This window comes from Embleya sp. NPDC127516 (assembly GCF_044765325.1).
GTDB lineage: Bacteria > Actinomycetota > Actinomycetes > Streptomycetales > Streptomycetaceae > Embleya.
In genome coordinates this window covers 37,059-54,238 of record NZ_JBIWJT010000003.1, presented here as the reverse complement: position 1 = coordinate 54,238, position 17,180 = coordinate 37,059, and the positions used below count along the sequence as shown (strand labels likewise).

Sequence of the window (17,180 nt, the reverse complement as noted above, 5' to 3'; positions counted from 1 at the left end):
CGTGTCGCGGTTCTCCTCCGACGTGGTGCACGAACTCAAACGGGCCGGCTGGACCGTGGGCCGGCGCCGGCTGGCCCAGGCCGAGGCGTGGGCCCGGCAGATCAGCGACCACGAGTCACCCGACGGGCACCGGCACAGCGTGTTCCCGGCGGCGCTGGTGGCCTGGGCCGAGTTCGGCACGCTGCACTTCGCCATCGGCGGCGCGGGCAAGGACGTGCTGCGCCGGCCGTTCACCATCGACCCCACCCGGGGCCTGCACCTGCCGCGCACGCTCACCGACGTGGGCCGCGCGCTGGGCACCCCGTTGGCCCCCCTCGGCGACGAGGACGGCGGCAGCGGCTATCTGGCGATCGACCCGAGCGGTCGGGTGTTCGGCCTGGACCACACCGGCGAGTGGTTCATCGGCTCGTCGATGGACAGCGCGATCAGCGCGCTGGTGCTGGGCCACGCCCCGGTGCGCATCCGCGACGACGGCCGCTGGTAGCCGGCCCGGACGCCCGAGGGCGGGTCCCCGTGGGAGACCCGCCCTCGTGCACGTCGCGACCCGTCGGGTCAGGTATTGAACCGATTCTGCGCGCGCTCCAGGCCCTCGCGCACCAGTGCCTCGCACGCGTCGGCCGCCCGGTCCACCTCGAACGCGAGTTCCTTGCGCTCGGTCGCGGAGAAGTCCTTGAGCACGAACGCGGCCACGTCCATCCGCCCGGATGGACGACCGATGCCGAACCGCACCCGCAGGTAGTCGGGTCCGAGCGACTTGGTGATCGACTTCAGACCGTTGTGCCCGTTGTCGCCGCCACCGCGCTTGAGCCGCAGCACGCCGAAGTCGACGTCCAACTCGTCGTGGACCGCGATGATGTTCGCGACCGGGATCTTGTAGAAGTCGCGCAGCGCGGTCACCGGACCGCCGGACAGGTTCATGAACGACATCGGCTTGGCCAGCACCACCCGGTGCGGACCGATCCGGGTCTCCACCACCTGCGCGCGCGACTTGTGCGCCTTGAACTTCGATCGATCCCGCTCGGCGAGCAGATCGACGACCATGAACCCGACGTTGTGGCGATTCCCGGTGTACTCGGGCCCGGGATTGCCGAGGCCCACGACCAACCACGGACTGTTCTCCGTGCCGGCGTGGGCCTGCGACTCACTCATGATGTTGTTGTCCCCGCGTTCGTCCTACGACAACGGACCGGATCAGGCCTCGTCGGCCGCCGCGGTCTCCTCGGCGGTCGGCTCAGGCGCCGACGGGGTGAGGATGTGCAGGATGACGGCCTCGGGGTCGCCCGCGAGCGCGGTGCCCTTGGGCAGCTTGATGTCCTTGGCGTGCACCGAGGCGCCCGGCTGAAGGCCGGTCACGTCGATCTCGATGGTGCCGGGGAGGGCGGTGGCGTCGGCCTCGACCGGGAGCGCCGGGACGACGGTCTCGAGCAGGCCGCCCGGGGCGATCTCGCCGACGGTGCTGACCGGAACCTCGACGGTGACCGTCTCGCCCTTTTGGACGATCAGCAGGTCGACGTGCTCGAGGTGCCGCTTGATCGGGTGGCGCTGGACGTCCTTGGGCAGGGCGAGCTGCGCCTTGCCGTCGATGTCCAGCGAGAACAGGACGTTGGGGGTCTTGAGCGCGAGCATGAGCTCGTGGCCCGGAAGCGCAAGGTGGAGCGGAGCGGAGCCGTGACCGTAGAGGACGGCCGGCACCTTACCCGCGCGACGGGCGCGACGGGCGGCACCCTTGCCGAACTCGGAACGCGGCTCGGCGACGATACGGACCTCGGACACGACGGGTACTCCTCGAACGACGCGGTGGCGGATGGCGGGGCGGGGTCCCCATGGTGCGGATCGACTGCGGACGGTGATGGCCGGAGTCGGTTCGTAGGTGCCCGAGTGGCACCGGGTCCCCTGTAAAAGCCTTGGAGGAGTACACGACACACAACTACCGCGTCGATCACGGAGCAAGTAGCGCGCATCCCTCGCCGGGCAACCCCGTTAGCCTACCCGCTCTTCTCGGTCACCCCGAAATCGGGTCGCGGGGAGCGCCACTCGAACGAGTGATGGCGCGCGCCCCATTCGACGCAAGATACCTCGAAAAGCAGGCGGGCACACGTACGCCGCCCGGCCGAACGGCCGGGCGGCGTACGTGAGTCAAGGCTCGACGACCCGTTCGGGGGCGGCCGTCGACGGCGTGCTGGGTCAGCCGTGGCCCTCGAAGAGGCTGGTGACCGAACCGTCCTCGAAGACCTCGCGGATCGCCCGGCCGACCATCGGCGCGATCGACAGGACGGTCAGCTTGTCGAACTGACGCTCCTCCTCGATGGGCAGCGAGTTGGTCACGATGACCTCGCTGATCCGCGAGTTCTTCAGCCGGTCCACGGCGGGGCCGGAGAGCACCGCGTGGGTGGCGGCCACGATCACGTCGGCGGCGCCGTTCTCGTACAGCGCCTCGGCGGCGGCGCAGATCGTGCCACCGGTGTCGATCATGTCGTCGACCAGCACACACGTACGGCCGGCGACGTCACCGACCACCTCGTGCACGGTGACCTCGTTGGCGATGTTGGGGTCGCGACGCTTGTGGATGATCGCCAGCGGCGCGCCGAGGCGGTCCGTCCACTGGTCGGCCACCCGCACGCGGCCGGCGTCCGGGGAGACCACGGTGAGCCGCTCGCGGTCCACCCGCTTGCCGACGTGGTCGGCAAGCAGCGGCAGCGCGAACAGGTGGTCCACCGGACCGTCGAAGAAGCCCTGGATCTGCGAGGTGTGCAGGTCCACGGCCATCAGCCGGTCGGCGCCGGCGGTCTTGAACAGGTCCGCCATCAGTCGGGCCGAGATCGGCTCGCGACCGCGGTGCTTCTTGTCCTGTCGGGCGTAGCCGTAGAACGGCACGATGACCGTGATGCGCTTGGCGGAGGCCCGCTTGAGCGCGTCGATCATGATGAGCTGTTCCATGATCCACGTGTTGATCGGAGCCGTGTGGCTCTGGATCACGAACGCGTCGGCACCTCGTACGGAATCCTCGAAACGTACGTAGATCTCCCCGTTGGCGAACTCGAAGGCCTTGGTGGGAACGAGATCCGCACCGAGCTCCGAGGCCACCTCCTTCGCAAGTTCGGGGTGGGCCCTGCCCGTGAAGAGCATGAGCTTGCGCTCAGGCGTCACCTTGATCCCGCTCACAGCACCGTCTCCTTGCCATTCGCCTCGGCAGAACCGTCGTTCGGCCCGGCCGTTGTGTGCACGTCACCCGCGTCGCCCTGGCTCGACGCGAGCGCGCGTTCGGCGGCCTGCGCCGAGGCCGTACCCGCGCGTTTGCGTGCGACCCACCCGTCGATGTTGCGCTGGCGCCCCCGCGCCACCGCCATCACACCGGGCGGGACATCTTCTGTGATCACCGATCCGGCGGCCGTGTAGGCACCGTCGCCGATCTCGATCGGGGCGACCAGCATGGTGTCGCTGCCCACTCGCACGTGGTCCCCGACCACCGTGTGGTGTTTGTTCACTCCGTCGTAGTTCACGAAGATCGTGGCCGCACCGATGTTGGCACCCACTCCGATGGTCGCATCCCCGACGTAGGTCAGATGCGGCACCTTGGATCCCTCGCCCAGCACGGCGTTCTTCATCTCCACGAAACCGCCGGCCTTGGCCTTGCCCGCGAGCCGGGTGCCCGGTCGCAGGTAGGTGTACGGACCCACGGTCGCCTCGGGGCCGATCTCGGCGCCCTCGGTGGTGGCGTTGTATACGTGGGCCCGCTCGCCGACGACGGTGTCGCGCAGCGTGCAGTTGGGGCCCACCACGGCCTCGGCGGCGACGCTGGTGGCGCCGTGCAGCTGGGTGTTGGGGTGGATCACGGCGTCCGGCTCGAAGGTGACGTCCACGTCGACCCAGGTGGTCGCGGGGTCGATCACGGTCACGCCGGAGCGCATCGCGGCCTCGAGCAGGCGGTCGTTGAACACCCGCCGTGCCTCGGCGAGCTGCACCCGGTCGTTGACGCCCAGGATCTCCCGGTGGTCCACCGCGGCCGCGGCGCCCACCCGGTGTCCGGCCTCGCGCAGCACGTGCAGGGTGTCGGTGAGGTACTCCTCGCCCTGGCTGTTGTGCGGGGTGATCCGGCCGAGCGCCTCGCGCAGCAGCTTGCCGTCGAACGCGTACACGCCGGAGTTGATCTCGGCGATCGCGCGCTGGGCGGCGGAGGCGTCCTTGTGCTCGACGATCGCGGTGACGGCGCCGCGCCCGTCGGGCGTGTTCTCCCGGACGATCCGGCCGTAGCCCGCCGGATCCGGCACGACGGCGGAGAGCACGGTGACCGCGTTGCCCTCGCTCTCGTGCGTGTGGACCATCGCGGCCAGGCTGTCCGAGGTGAGCAGCGGGGTGTCCCCGCACGTGACCAGGACCACTCCGTCCGGCTCCCGGCCGGACTCGGCGAGCCCGTCCAAGGCGACGCGGACGGCGTGGCCGGTGCCGTTCTGCTGTTCCTGGACGACCACTCGGGCGGCCGGGTCCAGCTCGGACAGATAGCTCGCGACCTGGTCGCGACCGTGGCCGACGACGACGATCAGGTCTTCGGGATCCAGCCGTCGCGCGGCCTCGACCACGTGCCCGACCATGGCCCTACCGGCCAGGGCGTGCAACACCTTCGGGGTGGTCTTGGAGCGCATGCGGGTGCCCTCACCCGCAGCAAGTACGACGACGGCAGCCGGGCGGATGGGGCTCACAGAGCAAGGCTCCTCGGCATCGCTGGCGGGGGATGCCCGACGACTCCGGAGGCCGACTCCGGAGAAACGAAATGACGGCACGACGAAGCCGAGCCGAACAAACCGGGCCCTACGAGGATAGCGCCGTCGGGAGAAGGCTCCACGCGCCGCTGCGGTCGGCACTGCCGAAAGGCTCCGCTACCAGGATTTGAACCTGGACCATGGGGACCAAAACCCCGTGTGCTGCCGAGTTACACCATAGCGGAATGAATCGGGCATTCCGCTTGGCAGGCGGGCTCATCCCGTTTTCACGGCACCTACTATGCCGGCCCCTCGACGCTTCGTGCGCGAATAACCCCCCGCCGACCCCATCGAACCTCGCGGAAGCCGGCCGCGGGGCGGTCCCGAAAAGCCCGCCGGACGCATCGCGCATGCTCCCGACCGGGCCGGGAAGCCGTCCGACACAAGGGTTTTGACCAAGGTGCCCGGAAAAATCGGAGGCTGTGCGGACACCTCACTTTCCGCTCATGACCTGCCATACTGGCGGAACTTACGGCTCCGTAGGTTACGTCGCCGTAGCATCGCCTGTCCCCGACCTGAGGGAATCCCTATGACCCCTTCCCCCGGCACCAGCGTGCTCGAAGCCGAACGGAAGCCCGCCGACGACGCGGCCCCGCGCGGCACGCTCGGCGGTGAGCGCAAGCACGTCGCCGAACAGATCGCACTGGCGCTCTTCATCGGCATCCCGTTCCTCGCGTTGGTGGCAGCGGTGCCGGCGGCATGGGGTTGGGGGCTGTCCTGGCACGACGTGGTGATCGGCGTGGTGATGTACGCCATCACCGGCCACGGGATCACCATCGGGTTCCACCGCTACTTCACCCACGGGTCGTTCAAGGCCAAGCGCCCGGTCCGGATCGCGCTCGCGATCGCGGGCAACATGGCCGTGCAGGGTCCGTTGGTGCGGTGGGTCGCCGACCACCGCAAGCACCACAAGTTCTCCGACAAGGAGGGCGACCCGCACTCGCCGTGGCGCTACGGCACCAGCGTCGGCGCGCTGGCCAAGGGCCTGTGGTGGGCGCACATGGGGTGGCTGTTCGACGTCGAGCAGACCTCGCAGGAGAAGTACGCGCCCGACCTGCTCAAGGACCGCGACATGATTCGCGTCTCCCGCCAGTTCCCGCTCTGGGTCGCCGTGTCCCTGGCGGCTCCGGCGCTGGTCGGCGGCCTGTGGGCGTGGTCGTGGCAGGGCGCGGTGACCGCGTTCTTCTGGGCCGGGCTGGTCCGGGTCGGGCTGCTGCACCACGTGACCTGGTCGATCAACTCGATCTGCCACGCGGTCGGCGACCACCCGTTCAAATCGCGCGACCGCTCGGGCAACGTGTGGTGGCTGGCGATCCCCTCGATGGGCGAGTCCTGGCACAACCTGCACCACGCGGATCAGACCAGCGCACGGCACGGCGTACTGCGTGGCCAGCTCGACAGCAGCGCCCGGGCGATCCGCTGGATGGAGAAGCTCGGCTGGGTCTGGGACGTGCGTTGGCCGGACCGGGAACGGGTCGCGGCACGCCGCGCGGCATGATGGGGCAGTGACCGAGAGCAGCAGGCGGAGTGCACCGCGCGGCGGCGGTCGTGTGCGCATGACCGGGAAAGAGCGTCGGGAGCAGTTGATCGACATCGGTCGAACACTGTTCGCGGAGCGTGGCTACGACGCGACGAGTGTCGAGGAGATCGCCCACAAGGCGGGCGTCTCGAAGCCGGTGGTCTACGAACACTTCGGGGGCAAGGAAGGCCTGTACGCGGTCGTCGTGGACCGCGAGACCAGCGCATTGTTGGACATGGTGACGAGCGCGCTGACCGGCGGGCACCCCAGGGAACTGCTGGAACAGGCCGCCTTCGCGCTCCTCGACTACATCGACCAGAACACGGACGGCTTCCGGATCCTGGTCCGGGACTCGCCGGTGGCCCAGTCCACCGGCACGTTCGCGTCGCTGATCAGCGACATCGCCTCGCAGGTCGAGGACGTACTCGGCCTGGAGTTCAAGTCGCGCGGCTACGACCCGAAGCTCGCGCCCATGTACGCCCAGATGCTGGTCGGCATGGTCGCCCTGACCGGCCAGTGGTGGCTCGACGTCCGCCGGCCGAAGAAGGCCGACGTGGCCGCGCACCTGGTCAACCTGGCCTGGAACGGCCTCTCCGGCATCGAACCGAAGCCGAGACTGGTCGGCCGCCGCAGCTCGTGAGGACGATCTCGACGAACCCGTGAGGGGCCGGCCCATCGGGCCGGCCCCTCACGGCCGTCATCAGCCGGTCCGCTCCGAACCGCATGTCGACGCGAATCACGCATGGCCGGCGGCCGGGATCACGGTCGCCGGCCTACCCCGGTCGACCGGATTCGGACCATGGTTCCAATCCAGATAGTATCGCTGTCGATAGTATCTGCTGCGCTACTATTAGGCGGATCGACATCACCGCCCGGCCCGATGGGACTCCTGGTGCATCGCTTCATCGGCAGGAAACGCGAACTGCGCACGCTTCGCACCACGCTCCGGGAAGTCCACGAGGCCGTCGGCTCGGCACGGCCCGGCCAATGCGTGCTCATGCGTGGCAGGCGCCGGGTGGGCAAGTCCACCCTGGTCGAGGAGTTCCTCCGGCAGGCGGCGGTCCCCCATCTGTTCTTCACCGCGGGTGGCGGCTCGGCCGAGGACGAGCTGGCGGAGCTCCTCGACGCGATGAACCAATCCACCCTGCCGGATCACTCACTCTTCGCGGAGGAGGCTCCGAGCCAGTGGAACGCGGCCTTCCGCCTCCTGGCGGAGATCCTGCCCGATGACGCGCCGAGTGTCGTGGTGATCGACGAGGTGCCATACCTGATAGAACGGATCGAGGCCTTCGAGGGCATGCTCCAGCGCGCCTGGGACCGCTTGCTCTGCCGCAAGCCGGTCCTGTTGCTCTTGGTGGGGTCCGATCTGTCGATGATGCAGGCGCTCAACAGCTACGAGCGCCCGTTCCACCAGCGGGGACGCGAGATGGTCGTCGGCCCGCTGAACCCTGCCGACCTCGGCGAGATGCTGGACCTGGCACCCGCCGACGCGTTCGACGCCGCACTGATCACCGGCGGGCTGCCGTTGATCTGTCGTGAGTGGCGGCCGGGGGCTTCGATGTGGGAGTTCCTGGGGGCGGCGTTGGAGAATCCGATCTCCGCTCTCCTGGTCTCGGCCGAGCGCTCACTCGCCGCGGAGTTCCCACCGCAGGCAATGGGCCGGGAGGTGCTGCGCGCGATCGGCGCAGGCGAGCGCACCTTCACCAACATCGCGCGCGCCGCCGGCGGGCTCGCGCACAGCACCCTGAGCAGGGCGGCGGATCTGCTGGTCGACAAGCGGGTCGTGGCAACCGAACTGCCCCTCTCGTTGCGTCCCTCGAAGGAGCGCCGCTATCGCGTGGCGGATCCATACCTGCGTTTCTGGCTGGCCTTCCTCGACCCGCACATGCCAGAGATCGAGCGGATGCGCGGCGATCTCACGCTGGCTCGGATCAGGGGCGGGTGGACCAGTTGGCGAGGACGCGCCGTCGAGCCATTGATCCGAGGGGCCTTGGCCCGGATCCTGCCCGCCGGCGACCTGCCCGCCGCGCCCGCCATCGGCGGTTATTGGACCCGAAGCAACGACGTCGAGATCGACCTGGTGGGAGCCGACCGGCAGCCTGTGGCCAAGCGGTTGCTGTTCCTGGGGTCGATCAAGTGGCTTGAATCGTCCCCCTTCGACGCCCACGACCTGGCCTCGCTGCACAAACACCGAGCGGCGCTCACCGACGAGTCGATCCCCCTGGTCGGCGTCTCCCGAAGCGGTGTCGATTGCTCCGGGCTCCAGGCGACGTTCGGGCCCGCCGAACTACTGGGGGCTTGGCGGGCCGAGTGAATCGCGGAACCGTTCGGTCTCCGCGTGGCGGTGCTTTTGAACGGCGGCCCCGTAGGCGCCCACGCCCTGCCGTCCCGAGACGACCGCGTTCGTGGGACGGACGGCCGCGAATGCCTCGACTGCGCGACCGTCCCCACCCGAGCCCCGGGCTAGCCCAGCACCGCCCTCAGTTGGTCCAGGGACCACTCCAGGTCGTCCTTGGAGATGACCAGGGGCGGGGCGACGCGGATCGTCTGGCCGTGGGTGTCCTTGACCAGCACCCCCCGGGCCATCAGGGCCTCGGAGACCTCGTGTGCGGTGCCGAAGGCCGGGTCGATGTCGACGCCCGCCCACAGGCCGCGACCGCGCACGGCGACCACCGAGTGGCCGAGCAACGCGCCGAGTTCGCGGTGCAGATGGTCGCCGAGGTCGGCGGAGCGCTGCTGGAACTCGCCCGAGCGCAGGATCTCCAGCACCTCCAGGCCCACCGCGCAGGCCAGCGGATTCCCGCCGAAGGTCGACCCGTGCTCGCCCGGCGCGAAGACCCCGAGCACCGCGCGCGAGGACACCACGGCCGAGATCGGCACGATGCCGCCGCCGAGCGCCTTGCCCAGGACGTACATGTCCGGCACCACACCCTCGTGCTCGCACGCGAAGGTGCGGCCGGTGCGCCCGAGGCCGGACTGGATCTCGTCCGCGATGAACAGCACGTCGCGCTCCCGGGTGACCCGCCGCACCTCGGCCAGGTAGCCGGGCGGCGGGACCAGCACGCCCGCCTCGCCCTGGATCGGCTCGATCAGCACCGCCACCGTGTCCTCGGTGATCGCCGCGCGCAGCGCCTGCGCGTCGCCGTAGGGCACCACGTCGAAGCCCGGGGTGTACGGGCCGAAGTGCCGGCGTGCCTCCTCGTCCGTGGAGAAGCTCACGATCGTGGTGGTGCGGCCGTGGAAGTTGCCGGCCGCGACGACGATCCTGGCCTGCCCGTCCGGTACGCCCTTGACCTCGTAACCCCACTTGCGCGCGGTCTTGACCGCGGTCTCGACCGCCTCCGCGCCGGTGTTCATCACCAGCACCATCTCCATGCCGGCAAGCTGCGCGAGCTGCTCGCAGAACGGGGCGAACCGGTCGTTGTGAAACGCCCGGCTGGTGAGCGTGACCCGATCCAACTGCCGCTTGGCCGCGTCGATCAGCCGCGCGTTGCCGTGTCCGAAGTTGAGCGCGGAATACCCGGCCAGCATGTCCAGGTAGCGCCGCCCCTCGACATCGGTCATCCACGCACCGTGCGCCTCGGCGATCACGATCGGCAACGGGTGGTAGTTGTGCGCGCTGAAGTCCGCGGCCAGCTCGATCAGTCGAGTGCTCTCGGCCCCGGGGCCGACCGGGCGGCCGACACCGGCCTTGTTCTCGGAGGTGGGGACGGGCGAGTGCTGCGTGCTCATGACGTCCTTTCGCAACGGTGGAGATCGGTACGCGAAACGGTGGGGGCTCGATACGACGACGAAGAACGGTACGAAGACGAAGAAATCACGCAACGACCGCAAGATGTGGAAAACATGCCCGGGCAGGTACATACGGAATACCCCGCGAGCACGGGTGATCAACGGCCGGCGCGCAACTCCGGCACGCAACTGCGCACGCTCGCCCCATGGGCCGCGAATGCCGACATGTCCAGTTCGACCGTACGGAATCCCCGACCCGCGACCAGGCTGACCCGATGCCCCAGCGCGATCAGCGTCCCGCGCAACCGCTCCCACCGACCCATCGCGGTCGTGGTCCGCGCCGCGAACCCGGTCTCACCCGCGGGCACCCATGCGTCCGACGCGATCACCTCCGACGCGCCCACGAGCTCCCGCGACCCCCGAAGCGCCTCGGTGCCCGAGGGCGCCTCCGAGCCCCGAACCGCCCCCGCGCCCGTGCGTGCGTCCAAGAACACCGGCGGGCACATCACGCAGTGCCGCAGCTCCGCGGCGCGCGGCGCGACGAACCCTCGGCGGCGCTGCCGGGGCAGTCGGCTCCGCTCGACTCCGGATGCGCTCGGACCGCAGGACGGAACGGTCCGATCGACCGCAGCACGAGGTGAGGCGCACGCGATATCCCCTTCTCGCGGACGGCGGCGGCACACGTGGGCGCGGGATCTCCGCGACCCACGTCGATGTGCCGTGCCGTTGGTGTAGCCGTGCAGGACGGCAGGCCGGTGCTTGGCGGCAGGCCGAGAGCCGCACCGATCGTCACCGTGGATGTGCGGTCGACGACCCTCTGTATCGGCCCTGCACAGCCTAGGTCGCGCCCGAAGGGCGAGTAAAGGCGCCTGTGTTGTCCACCCCCGCACGATCGTTGCGTGTTTCCCGGGGCGCCCGTGCGCTTTGTTGTGCGCCCGGCGCGGGGGTCGCGTGGCTCCCCTGACCGGATCCGCCTCACGCGCCTGAGAGAATGACGTCATGGCATCGACGCGTCCCCGTGTTCTGTCCGGAATCCAGCCCACCGCGGATTCGTTCCACCTGGGCAACTACCTGGGTGCGATCCGCCAGTGGGTGCCGCTCCAGGACAGCCACGATGCCTTCTACTGCGTGGTCGACCTGCACGCGATCACGGTTCCGCAGGACCCGAAGGAGTTGCGCGAGCGCACCCGGGTCTCGGCCGCACAACTGCTCGCGGCCGGCCTCGACGCCGAGCGCTGCACGCTGTTCGTGCAGAGCCACGTGCCCGAGCACGCGCAGCTCGCCTGGATCATGAACTGCGTGACCGGCTTCGGCGAGGCCGCGCGGATGACCCAGTTCAAGGACAAGTCCGCGAAGCAGGGCAACGACCGCACCACGGTCGGCCTGTTCACCTACCCGGTGCTCCAGGTCGCGGACATCCTGCTCTACCAGGCGGACGCGGTCCCGGTCGGCGAGGACCAGCGCCAGCACCTGGAGCTGACCCGCGACGTCGCGCAGCGCTTCAACACGACCTTCGGGGAGACGTATGTCATCCCCAAGCCGTTCATCGTCAAGGAAACGGCCAAGATCGTCGACCTCCAGGACCCGACGATCAAGATGAGCAAGTCGGCCTCGGCGCCCAAGGGCATCGTCAATCTGCTCGACGACCCCAAGGTCAGCGCCAAGAAGATCCGCAGCGCGGTCACCGACACCGGCACCGAGGTGCGCTTCGACGAGACCGACAAGCCGGGCGTGTCCAACCTGCTCACCATCCACTCGGCGCTGTCCGGCACCGCGATCGCCGCGTTGGAGGAGCGATTCGCGGGCAGGGGCTACGGCGACCTGAAGAAGGAGGTGGCCGAGGTGCTCGTCGAGTTCGTGACGCCCTTCCAGGAGCGTGTGCGCACGTACCTGGACGACCCGGGCGAGTTGGACGTGCTGCTCGCGCGAGGTGCGGAGAAGGCCCGCGCGGTGGCGTCCGAGACGCTGGCCAAAACCTACGACCGTGTCGGCTTCCTGCCTCCGGTGACCGGCCGGATGGGAGTCTGAGGCGCAACACATGGCGAAGCGCACCATCGGGGTATCGATCGCGATCCCCGAGCCCTACGGCAGTGAGCTCCAGGCTCGCCGCGCCGGGTTCGGAGATCCGCTGGCGAACGCCATCCCGACCCACGTGACCCTCCTGCCGCCCACCGAGGTGGCCGACGAGGCGATGGCCGAGGTCGAGGAACATCTACGCGCGGTCGCCGCCGGCGAGGCCCCGTTCGACATACACCTGCGCAGCACCGGTACGTTCCGACCCACCTCGCCGGTGGTGTTCGTGCAGGTCGCGCGCGGCATCCCGGAGTGCGAGCGGATCGAGGCGGCGGTGCGGTCCGGGCCGCTGGAACGCGAGTTGCACTTCCCGTACCACCCGCACGTGACCGTCGCGCACCACCTGCCGGACCATATGCTCGACCTGGCCTTCGCGGAACTCGTCGACTACGACGCGGTCTTCCCGATCTGGGGCTTCAGCCTGTACGAGCACGGCGCCGACGGGGTGTGGCGCCCGCAACGTGACTTCGCGTTCGGCCAATCGTTGCCAGGACCCCTGCCCGTGTGACGCCGTCTCGGCCACGCGGGACGTCACAGAGTGGAGTCGCGTGTGGGCCGGGCGTCGGTTGGGCAGCAGTCAGCCGTGGCGATCAAGGAACGACTCGGCCGGATCCCGGTCATCGGCCCCACCTGGCGGGCGTATTCGCGTTATGGCGATCGGCAGGGCAATCGGCTGGCCGCGGCGGTGACCTACTACGGGTTCCTGTCGCTGTTCCCGCTGATCACGCTGGCGGCGGCGGTGGTGGCCGCCGCGCTCGACCCGTCCCAGGTCCAGCGCATGCAGAACAAGATCTCCGAGCAGATCCCCGGCATCGCGGACAAGCTCGACCTGGACGCACTGGTGCGCAACGCCGGCGCGGTCGGGGCGATCGGCGGCGCGGTGCTGCTCGTGTCGGGGACCGGGTGGGTGGACGCGACCCGCTCGTCCATCCGGGCGCTCTGGGACATGGACGAGGAACCCGGCAACGCGGTCGTGCGCAAGATCGCCGACGTGGGTGTGCTGATCGGTTTGGGGCTGGCACTCGCGCTGTCGGTGGGCGCGTCCACGTTCGCGACCATCGTGATCCGGGAGGTCTCCGACTCGATCGGGCTCGAACACCAGCCGGTCGGCCGGATCCTGCTCCAGATCGCCGCGTTCGCGGTCGCGGTCGGCGCGAGTGTGGTGCTGTTCGTGTACCTGCTGGTCGGCATGCCCCGGCTGACCATGGGCCGGTCGGTCGCGCTCAAGGGCGCGCTGATCGGCGCGATCGGCTTCGAACTGTTGAAGCTGCTGGTGTCCTCGTACATCGCGGGCGTCGCGGGCAAGAGCGCGTACGGAGCGTTCGGGGTGCCGGTCGCGCTGCTCCTGTGGATCTACTTCGTGACCCGGCTGCTGCTGTTCTGCGCGGCGTGGACGGCCAACGCGCAAGAGGCCGCGGAGGTCGAGGAGAACGCCGAGGCCGCCGCCGAGAAGGCCGCGGCCGAACCGCCGTTGGAACTGACCCGCTACGGCGGGAAGCACGCGCACCCGGCCCGCACCTACGGGCTCGCGATCGCCGGCACCGCCGCACTCGGCATCCTGCTGGAGCGCTTCACCCGAAAGCGCCCCTGAACCCACCGCCCGGCCCGGCCGACGCTCGGGGCCACCCGTCCCGGGTCGAGCACCATCAGCCGGGCCGGCGTTCGAGGCCGATCCGAGCCCACCGACACCTACGGCAAATTCTCGAACCGAACGCCCGAGTCCCCCTCGCGCCGCCGAAGGGCGAACAAAACGCCGCCGCCCAGCACGAGGGCCGCCGGCACCCCTATGCCCGCCCACAGCCCCCAGGCGAATCCGCCGTCGTCCGACGAGGACGCCGCCTGCGTGGTCTTGGCATCGCCCGCCTTGGCATCGGTCGGCTTCGAGCCCTTGTCCTTCTTGTCACCCTTGTCGCCCGGACTCGACAACGGGTCGACCAGCGCGCCGATCGGCTTCGCCTGGGCCAGCGCGGCGAAGCCCCAGTCGAGCAACTTGCCGGTGTCCTCGTAGGTCTTCCCCTTGCCCTCGACGTGCATGAGGCTCACCAGCAGGGTTTTCCCACCGCGCTGCGCACCGCCGACGAACGTGTTGCCGGCGTTGGTGGTGTAGCCGTTCTTGACGCCGATCATGCCGGGATACTGGCCGAGCATCGTATTGGTGTTCTGGATCTGGAACTTGGCCCCCGCCACGCCCGGGAAGTCGGCGACCCTGGTGCTCGCGTAGGAGCGGAAGTCGTTGTTCTTGAGCCCCTCGCGGGCGAACAGCGCGAGGTCGTACGCGCTGGAGACCTGCCCGGGTGCGTCGTAGCCGTCCGGCGAGACCACATTGGTGTCGCCCGCCTGGAGTTGCTTGGCCCGCTCGTTCATCTGCTGCACCGTCGCGGGCACGCCGCCGTTCATCGCGCACAACACGCGCACCGCGTCGTTGCCCGAACGCAGGAACACGCCGCGCCACAGGTCCTCGACCTTGTAGGTCTCGTTCTCCTTTATCCCGACCAGGCTGCTGCCCTCGCCGAGGTTGCGCAGGTCGGCGGGCGTCACCTGGTAGGTGGTGTTGCGGTCGATCTTGGGCAGCACGGTGTCGGCGAACAACATCTTGAGCGTGCTGGCCGGCGGCAGTTTCCAGTGCGGGTTCTTCGCCGCCAGGATCTTGCCGCTGTCCGCGTCCGCGACCACCCACGCCCAGCCCTCGACGGCGGGCAACGGGGGTGCGCCCGGCGGCAGGTCGCTCTGTACGCCCGGCTGGGCCAGCCTCGGGCCGCCGAGATCGGACATCGGTGACGGCGGTTGTGGTTCCGGGGTGGGCCCGGCGGCCCGAGCGGCCGGGACAAGACCCAACGTGAAAACGAGCGCGGCAGCGCAGAACACGGCCGGCTTCCGAGAAGCCCGGAACCAATCAGACATGTGATGAGCGTACTGGCGGCCCCCGGCTGCGGTCCGTCGACCGCGCCGCCGCATACTGAACCGGGACAAATTTGCTGAGGTTTTGACCGAGGAACGGGTGCTTCACGTTGAGGATCGGCCGAGGTGTTTCCACCTGTCTGGTGTTGTTCGGGATCTGGAGTTGGATCCTGTGGCCGAACTTCCTCAAGAACATCTGGGCGGACGACCGGTCCTGGAACGACGGCGCGACCGCGTTCTTCCTGATCCACCTGGCCCTGACGATCGTCTCGTTCGTGGCGGGCAACGCGATCGGTTGGCTCGGTATCAAGGGCCTGCGCGCGGTGCGGAGCCCGCAGCCGTGACCGACGACCCCACGGGCTGCCCGGCGCACGCGGTGCCGGCCGGACCCGAGTTGTTCTCCCGGGAGTTCATCGCCGACCCGTACCCGGCGTACGCGCACCTGCGCGAGTACGCGCCCGTGCATCGCACCACGCTGCCCAGCGGGGTCGAGGCCTGGTTGGTCACCCGGTACGCGGACGCCAAGCAGGCCCTCGCCGACCAGCGCCTGAGCAAGGACCCCCGACACTCGGAGGCGGCCTGGAAGCAGGGCAAGGTCGGGGTGCCCGGCGAACAGCGCTCGGGCGTCGGCGCGCACCTGCTCAACCTCGACCCGCCGGACCACACCCGGCTGCGCCGACTGGTGTCCAAGGCGTTCACGCCGCGTCGGGCCGAGGATTTCCGGCCTCGGATCCAGGCCCTGACGGACCGGCTGCTCGACGACTTCGCCCGGACCGGCGAGGCGGACCTGATCCACGACTTCGCGTTCCCGCTGCCGATCTACGCGATCTGCGACCTGCTCGGAGTGCCCGAGGAGGACCAGGCGGACTTCCGGACCTGGGCCGGGATGATGATCCGGCACGGCTCCGGGCCGCGCGGCGGGGTGGCCCGGGCGGTACGGCACATGCGTACCTACCTCGCCGAGTTGATCCATCGCAAGCGCGCGACGCTCACCGACGCGGACGACGACCTGATCTCGGGGTTGATCCGGGCGAGCGACCACGGCGAACACCTGACCGAGGACGAGGCCGCCGCGATGGCCTTCATCCTGCTCTTCGCCGGCTTCGAGACCACGGTCAACCTGATCGGCAACGGCCTGCTGACGCTGCTCACGCATGACGCCGAGCGACTCGCGGTACGGGCCGACCCCACGCTGCTCGCGCCCACCGTCGAGGAACTGCTGCGCTACGACGGGCCGGTCGAGGTGGCCACGTGGCGCTTCAGCACCACCGAGGTGGAGATCGGCGGGACGCTGATCCCGGCGGGCGAACCGGTGCTCGTCGTACTCGCGGCGGCCGACCGGGACCCGCGCCGGTTCGCCGAGCCCGATCTGCTCGATCCGGCACGCGCGGACAACCAGCACCTCGCGTTCGGGCACGGCATCCACTACTGCATCGGCGCGCCGCTGGCCCGGCTCGAAGGCCGGATCGCGATCGGCACGTTGCTGGATCGGCTGCCGGACGTGCGACTCGCGCTGCCGAAGGACGAACTGCGGTGGCGGGGTGGGCTGATCATGCGCGGGCTGCAACGGCTGCCGGTGACGTTCACGCCGGAGGCGTAGTCGGACAGGCATGCGAAGACGTAGTCGCCATGGCCTCCGCCGCGGGTATGGACGACGTCGACGGCGGGCCGGTGGATCGTCATCCACCGGCCCGCCGTCGTGCGTGATCCCGGCTGCCTTTCTCCCCGAATCGCCCCCTGCGTGCGCTTCCCCGCCCGGTTTCCCTCCCACTTTTCCGCCCCGGTCGTCCCCGCCCCGGTTCCCCGCCCCATTTCCCCTGTGTCCCCCGCGTTCGCGCTGTGCCCTGCACCCCCCACGCCCCCCGGCGTGTCACTCCTCGACAACCGCGTTCCGACCCACTCCGGCGTTACTTCCCCAAGACGCCTTCACGGATCGGGTGCGGAGTCGCTCCCCCTGACGAAACCCCTCCCGGCTCCTCCGACCCCCGAGCCCGAACCCCCCGGCCCGAACCCGAGTCCGATCCCCGAGCCGACCCCCCGGCCCGAGCCCCGGTCGACCGGGGCTAGTCGTGCCCGGTCAGTGCGGCGAGTTCGGCGGGAGTGGGTCGGTCGGTCCGGTCGTACGCCGAACGCCGCTCGCGACGCGTTCCGCCGACCGGGCGAATGATGGACGTCATGCCCTGCTCCTGTTCCCCGAGGCG

The 17,180-nt window shown here is 69.7% G+C and carries 16 protein-coding genes and 1 tRNA gene; 9 read left to right on the top strand and 8 right to left on the bottom strand.

Features of this window, described 5'->3' with window-relative positions; all coding sequences use genetic code 11:
• The first annotated feature begins 1 nt into the window (after position 1).
• Positions 2–484, top strand: coding sequence for an SUKH-3 domain-containing protein (locus ACIRL2_RS05475; RefSeq protein WP_395869907.1), 483 nt, complete (start codon positions 2–4; stop codon positions 482–484).
• A 68-nt stretch (positions 485–552) separates the two neighbouring features.
• Here the strand turns inward: ACIRL2_RS05475 and pth are convergent, their stop codons facing one another.
• The 5 genes from pth to ACIRL2_RS05450 all read right to left on the bottom strand — a co-directional run bounded on the left by pth (position 553) and on the right by ACIRL2_RS05450 (position 4,942).
• Positions 553–1,149, bottom strand: coding sequence for an aminoacyl-tRNA hydrolase (gene pth, locus ACIRL2_RS05470; RefSeq protein WP_402230344.1), 597 nt, complete (start codon positions 1,147–1,149; stop codon positions 553–555).
• A 42-nt stretch (positions 1,150–1,191) separates the two neighbouring features.
• Positions 1,192–1,773, bottom strand: a complete 582-nt coding sequence (locus ACIRL2_RS05465) for a 50S ribosomal protein L25/general stress protein Ctc (RefSeq protein ID WP_395869911.1) — start codon at positions 1,771–1,773, stop codon at positions 1,192–1,194.
• Positions 1,774–2,184: 411 nt separating this feature from the next.
• A complete protein-coding gene (locus tag ACIRL2_RS05460) occupies positions 2,185–3,162 on the bottom strand; it encodes a ribose-phosphate diphosphokinase (RefSeq protein WP_395869913.1) in 978 nt (325 codons plus the stop codon).
• Positions 3,159–4,697, bottom strand: a complete 1,539-nt coding sequence (gene glmU, locus ACIRL2_RS05455) for a bifunctional UDP-N-acetylglucosamine diphosphorylase/glucosamine-1-phosphate N-acetyltransferase GlmU (protein WP_395869915.1) — start codon at positions 4,695–4,697, stop codon at positions 3,159–3,161. Before glmU ends, ACIRL2_RS05460 begins: the two co-directional genes overlap by 4 nt.
• Positions 4,698–4,869: 172 nt before the next feature.
• Positions 4,870–4,942: transfer RNA gene (locus ACIRL2_RS05450), tRNA-Gln, on the bottom strand.
• Between the two features lie 344 nt (positions 4,943–5,286).
• On the opposite strand from ACIRL2_RS05450, the gene ACIRL2_RS05445 reads away from it, so the two are divergent.
• The 3 genes from ACIRL2_RS05445 (at position 5,287) to ACIRL2_RS05435 (ending at position 8,590) form a co-directional block, all read left to right on the top strand.
• Positions 5,287–6,255: an acyl-CoA desaturase gene (locus tag ACIRL2_RS05445; RefSeq protein ID WP_395869917.1), complete on the top strand. Its 969-nt coding sequence runs from the start codon at positions 5,287–5,289 to the stop codon at positions 6,253–6,255.
• Positions 6,256–6,313: 58 nt separating this feature from the next.
• Positions 6,314–6,916 (top strand): TetR/AcrR family transcriptional regulator, encoded by a 603-nt coding sequence (locus ACIRL2_RS05440; protein WP_020554598.1) that lies wholly within the window; start codon positions 6,314–6,316, stop codon positions 6,914–6,916.
• A 252-nt stretch (positions 6,917–7,168) separates the two neighbouring features.
• Complete coding sequence (locus ACIRL2_RS05435) at positions 7,169–8,590, top strand: ATP-binding protein (RefSeq protein ID WP_402230844.1); 1,422 nt, start codon at positions 7,169–7,171, stop codon at positions 8,588–8,590.
• Positions 8,591–8,739: 149 nt separating this feature from the next.
• On the opposite strand, the gene rocD is transcribed toward ACIRL2_RS05435, so the two are convergent.
• On the bottom strand, positions 8,740–10,008 hold the full coding sequence (rocD, locus tag ACIRL2_RS05430; RefSeq protein WP_395869919.1) for an ornithine--oxo-acid transaminase: 1,269 nt from the start codon (positions 10,006–10,008) through the stop codon (positions 8,740–8,742).
• Positions 10,009–10,166: 158 nt separating this feature from the next.
• The gene (locus tag ACIRL2_RS05425) at positions 10,167–10,412 is read right to left on the bottom strand and encodes a hypothetical protein (RefSeq protein ID WP_402230341.1); all 246 of its coding nucleotides are present in this window, start codon (positions 10,410–10,412) and stop codon (positions 10,167–10,169) included.
• Between the two features lie 595 nt (positions 10,413–11,007).
• Here ACIRL2_RS05425 and trpS point away from each other — a divergent pair.
• The 3 genes from trpS (at position 11,008) to ACIRL2_RS05410 (ending at position 13,672) form a co-directional block, all read left to right on the top strand.
• Positions 11,008–12,036 (top strand): tryptophan--tRNA ligase, encoded by a 1,029-nt coding sequence (gene trpS, locus ACIRL2_RS05420; protein ID WP_402230339.1) that lies wholly within the window; start codon positions 11,008–11,010, stop codon positions 12,034–12,036.
• 10 nt (positions 12,037–12,046) lie between these two features.
• A complete protein-coding gene (locus tag ACIRL2_RS05415; protein ID WP_391585317.1) occupies positions 12,047–12,589 on the top strand; it encodes a 2'-5' RNA ligase family protein in 543 nt (180 codons plus the stop codon).
• A 75-nt stretch (positions 12,590–12,664) separates the two neighbouring features.
• A complete protein-coding gene (locus tag ACIRL2_RS05410) occupies positions 12,665–13,672 on the top strand; it encodes a YihY/virulence factor BrkB family protein (RefSeq protein ID WP_402230337.1) in 1,008 nt (335 codons plus the stop codon).
• A 98-nt stretch (positions 13,673–13,770) separates the two neighbouring features.
• On the opposite strand, the gene ACIRL2_RS05405 is transcribed toward ACIRL2_RS05410, so the two are convergent.
• Positions 13,771–14,853: a D-alanyl-D-alanine carboxypeptidase family protein gene (locus tag ACIRL2_RS05405; protein WP_395869926.1), complete on the bottom strand. Its 1,083-nt coding sequence runs from the start codon at positions 14,851–14,853 to the stop codon at positions 13,771–13,773.
• A gap of 236 nt (positions 14,854–15,089) precedes the next feature.
• Here ACIRL2_RS05405 and ACIRL2_RS05400 point away from each other — a divergent pair, with 236 nt between their 5' ends.
• Both ACIRL2_RS05400 and ACIRL2_RS05395 read left to right on the top strand, forming a co-directional pair.
• A complete protein-coding gene (locus ACIRL2_RS05400) occupies positions 15,090–15,323 on the top strand; it encodes an SCO4848 family membrane protein (protein WP_402230335.1) in 234 nt (77 codons plus the stop codon).
• Positions 15,320–16,579, top strand: coding sequence for a cytochrome P450 (locus ACIRL2_RS05395; protein WP_402230333.1), 1,260 nt, complete (start codon positions 15,320–15,322; stop codon positions 16,577–16,579). Before ACIRL2_RS05400 ends, ACIRL2_RS05395 begins: the two co-directional genes overlap by 4 nt.
• Positions 16,580–17,180: the final 601 nt, after the last annotated feature.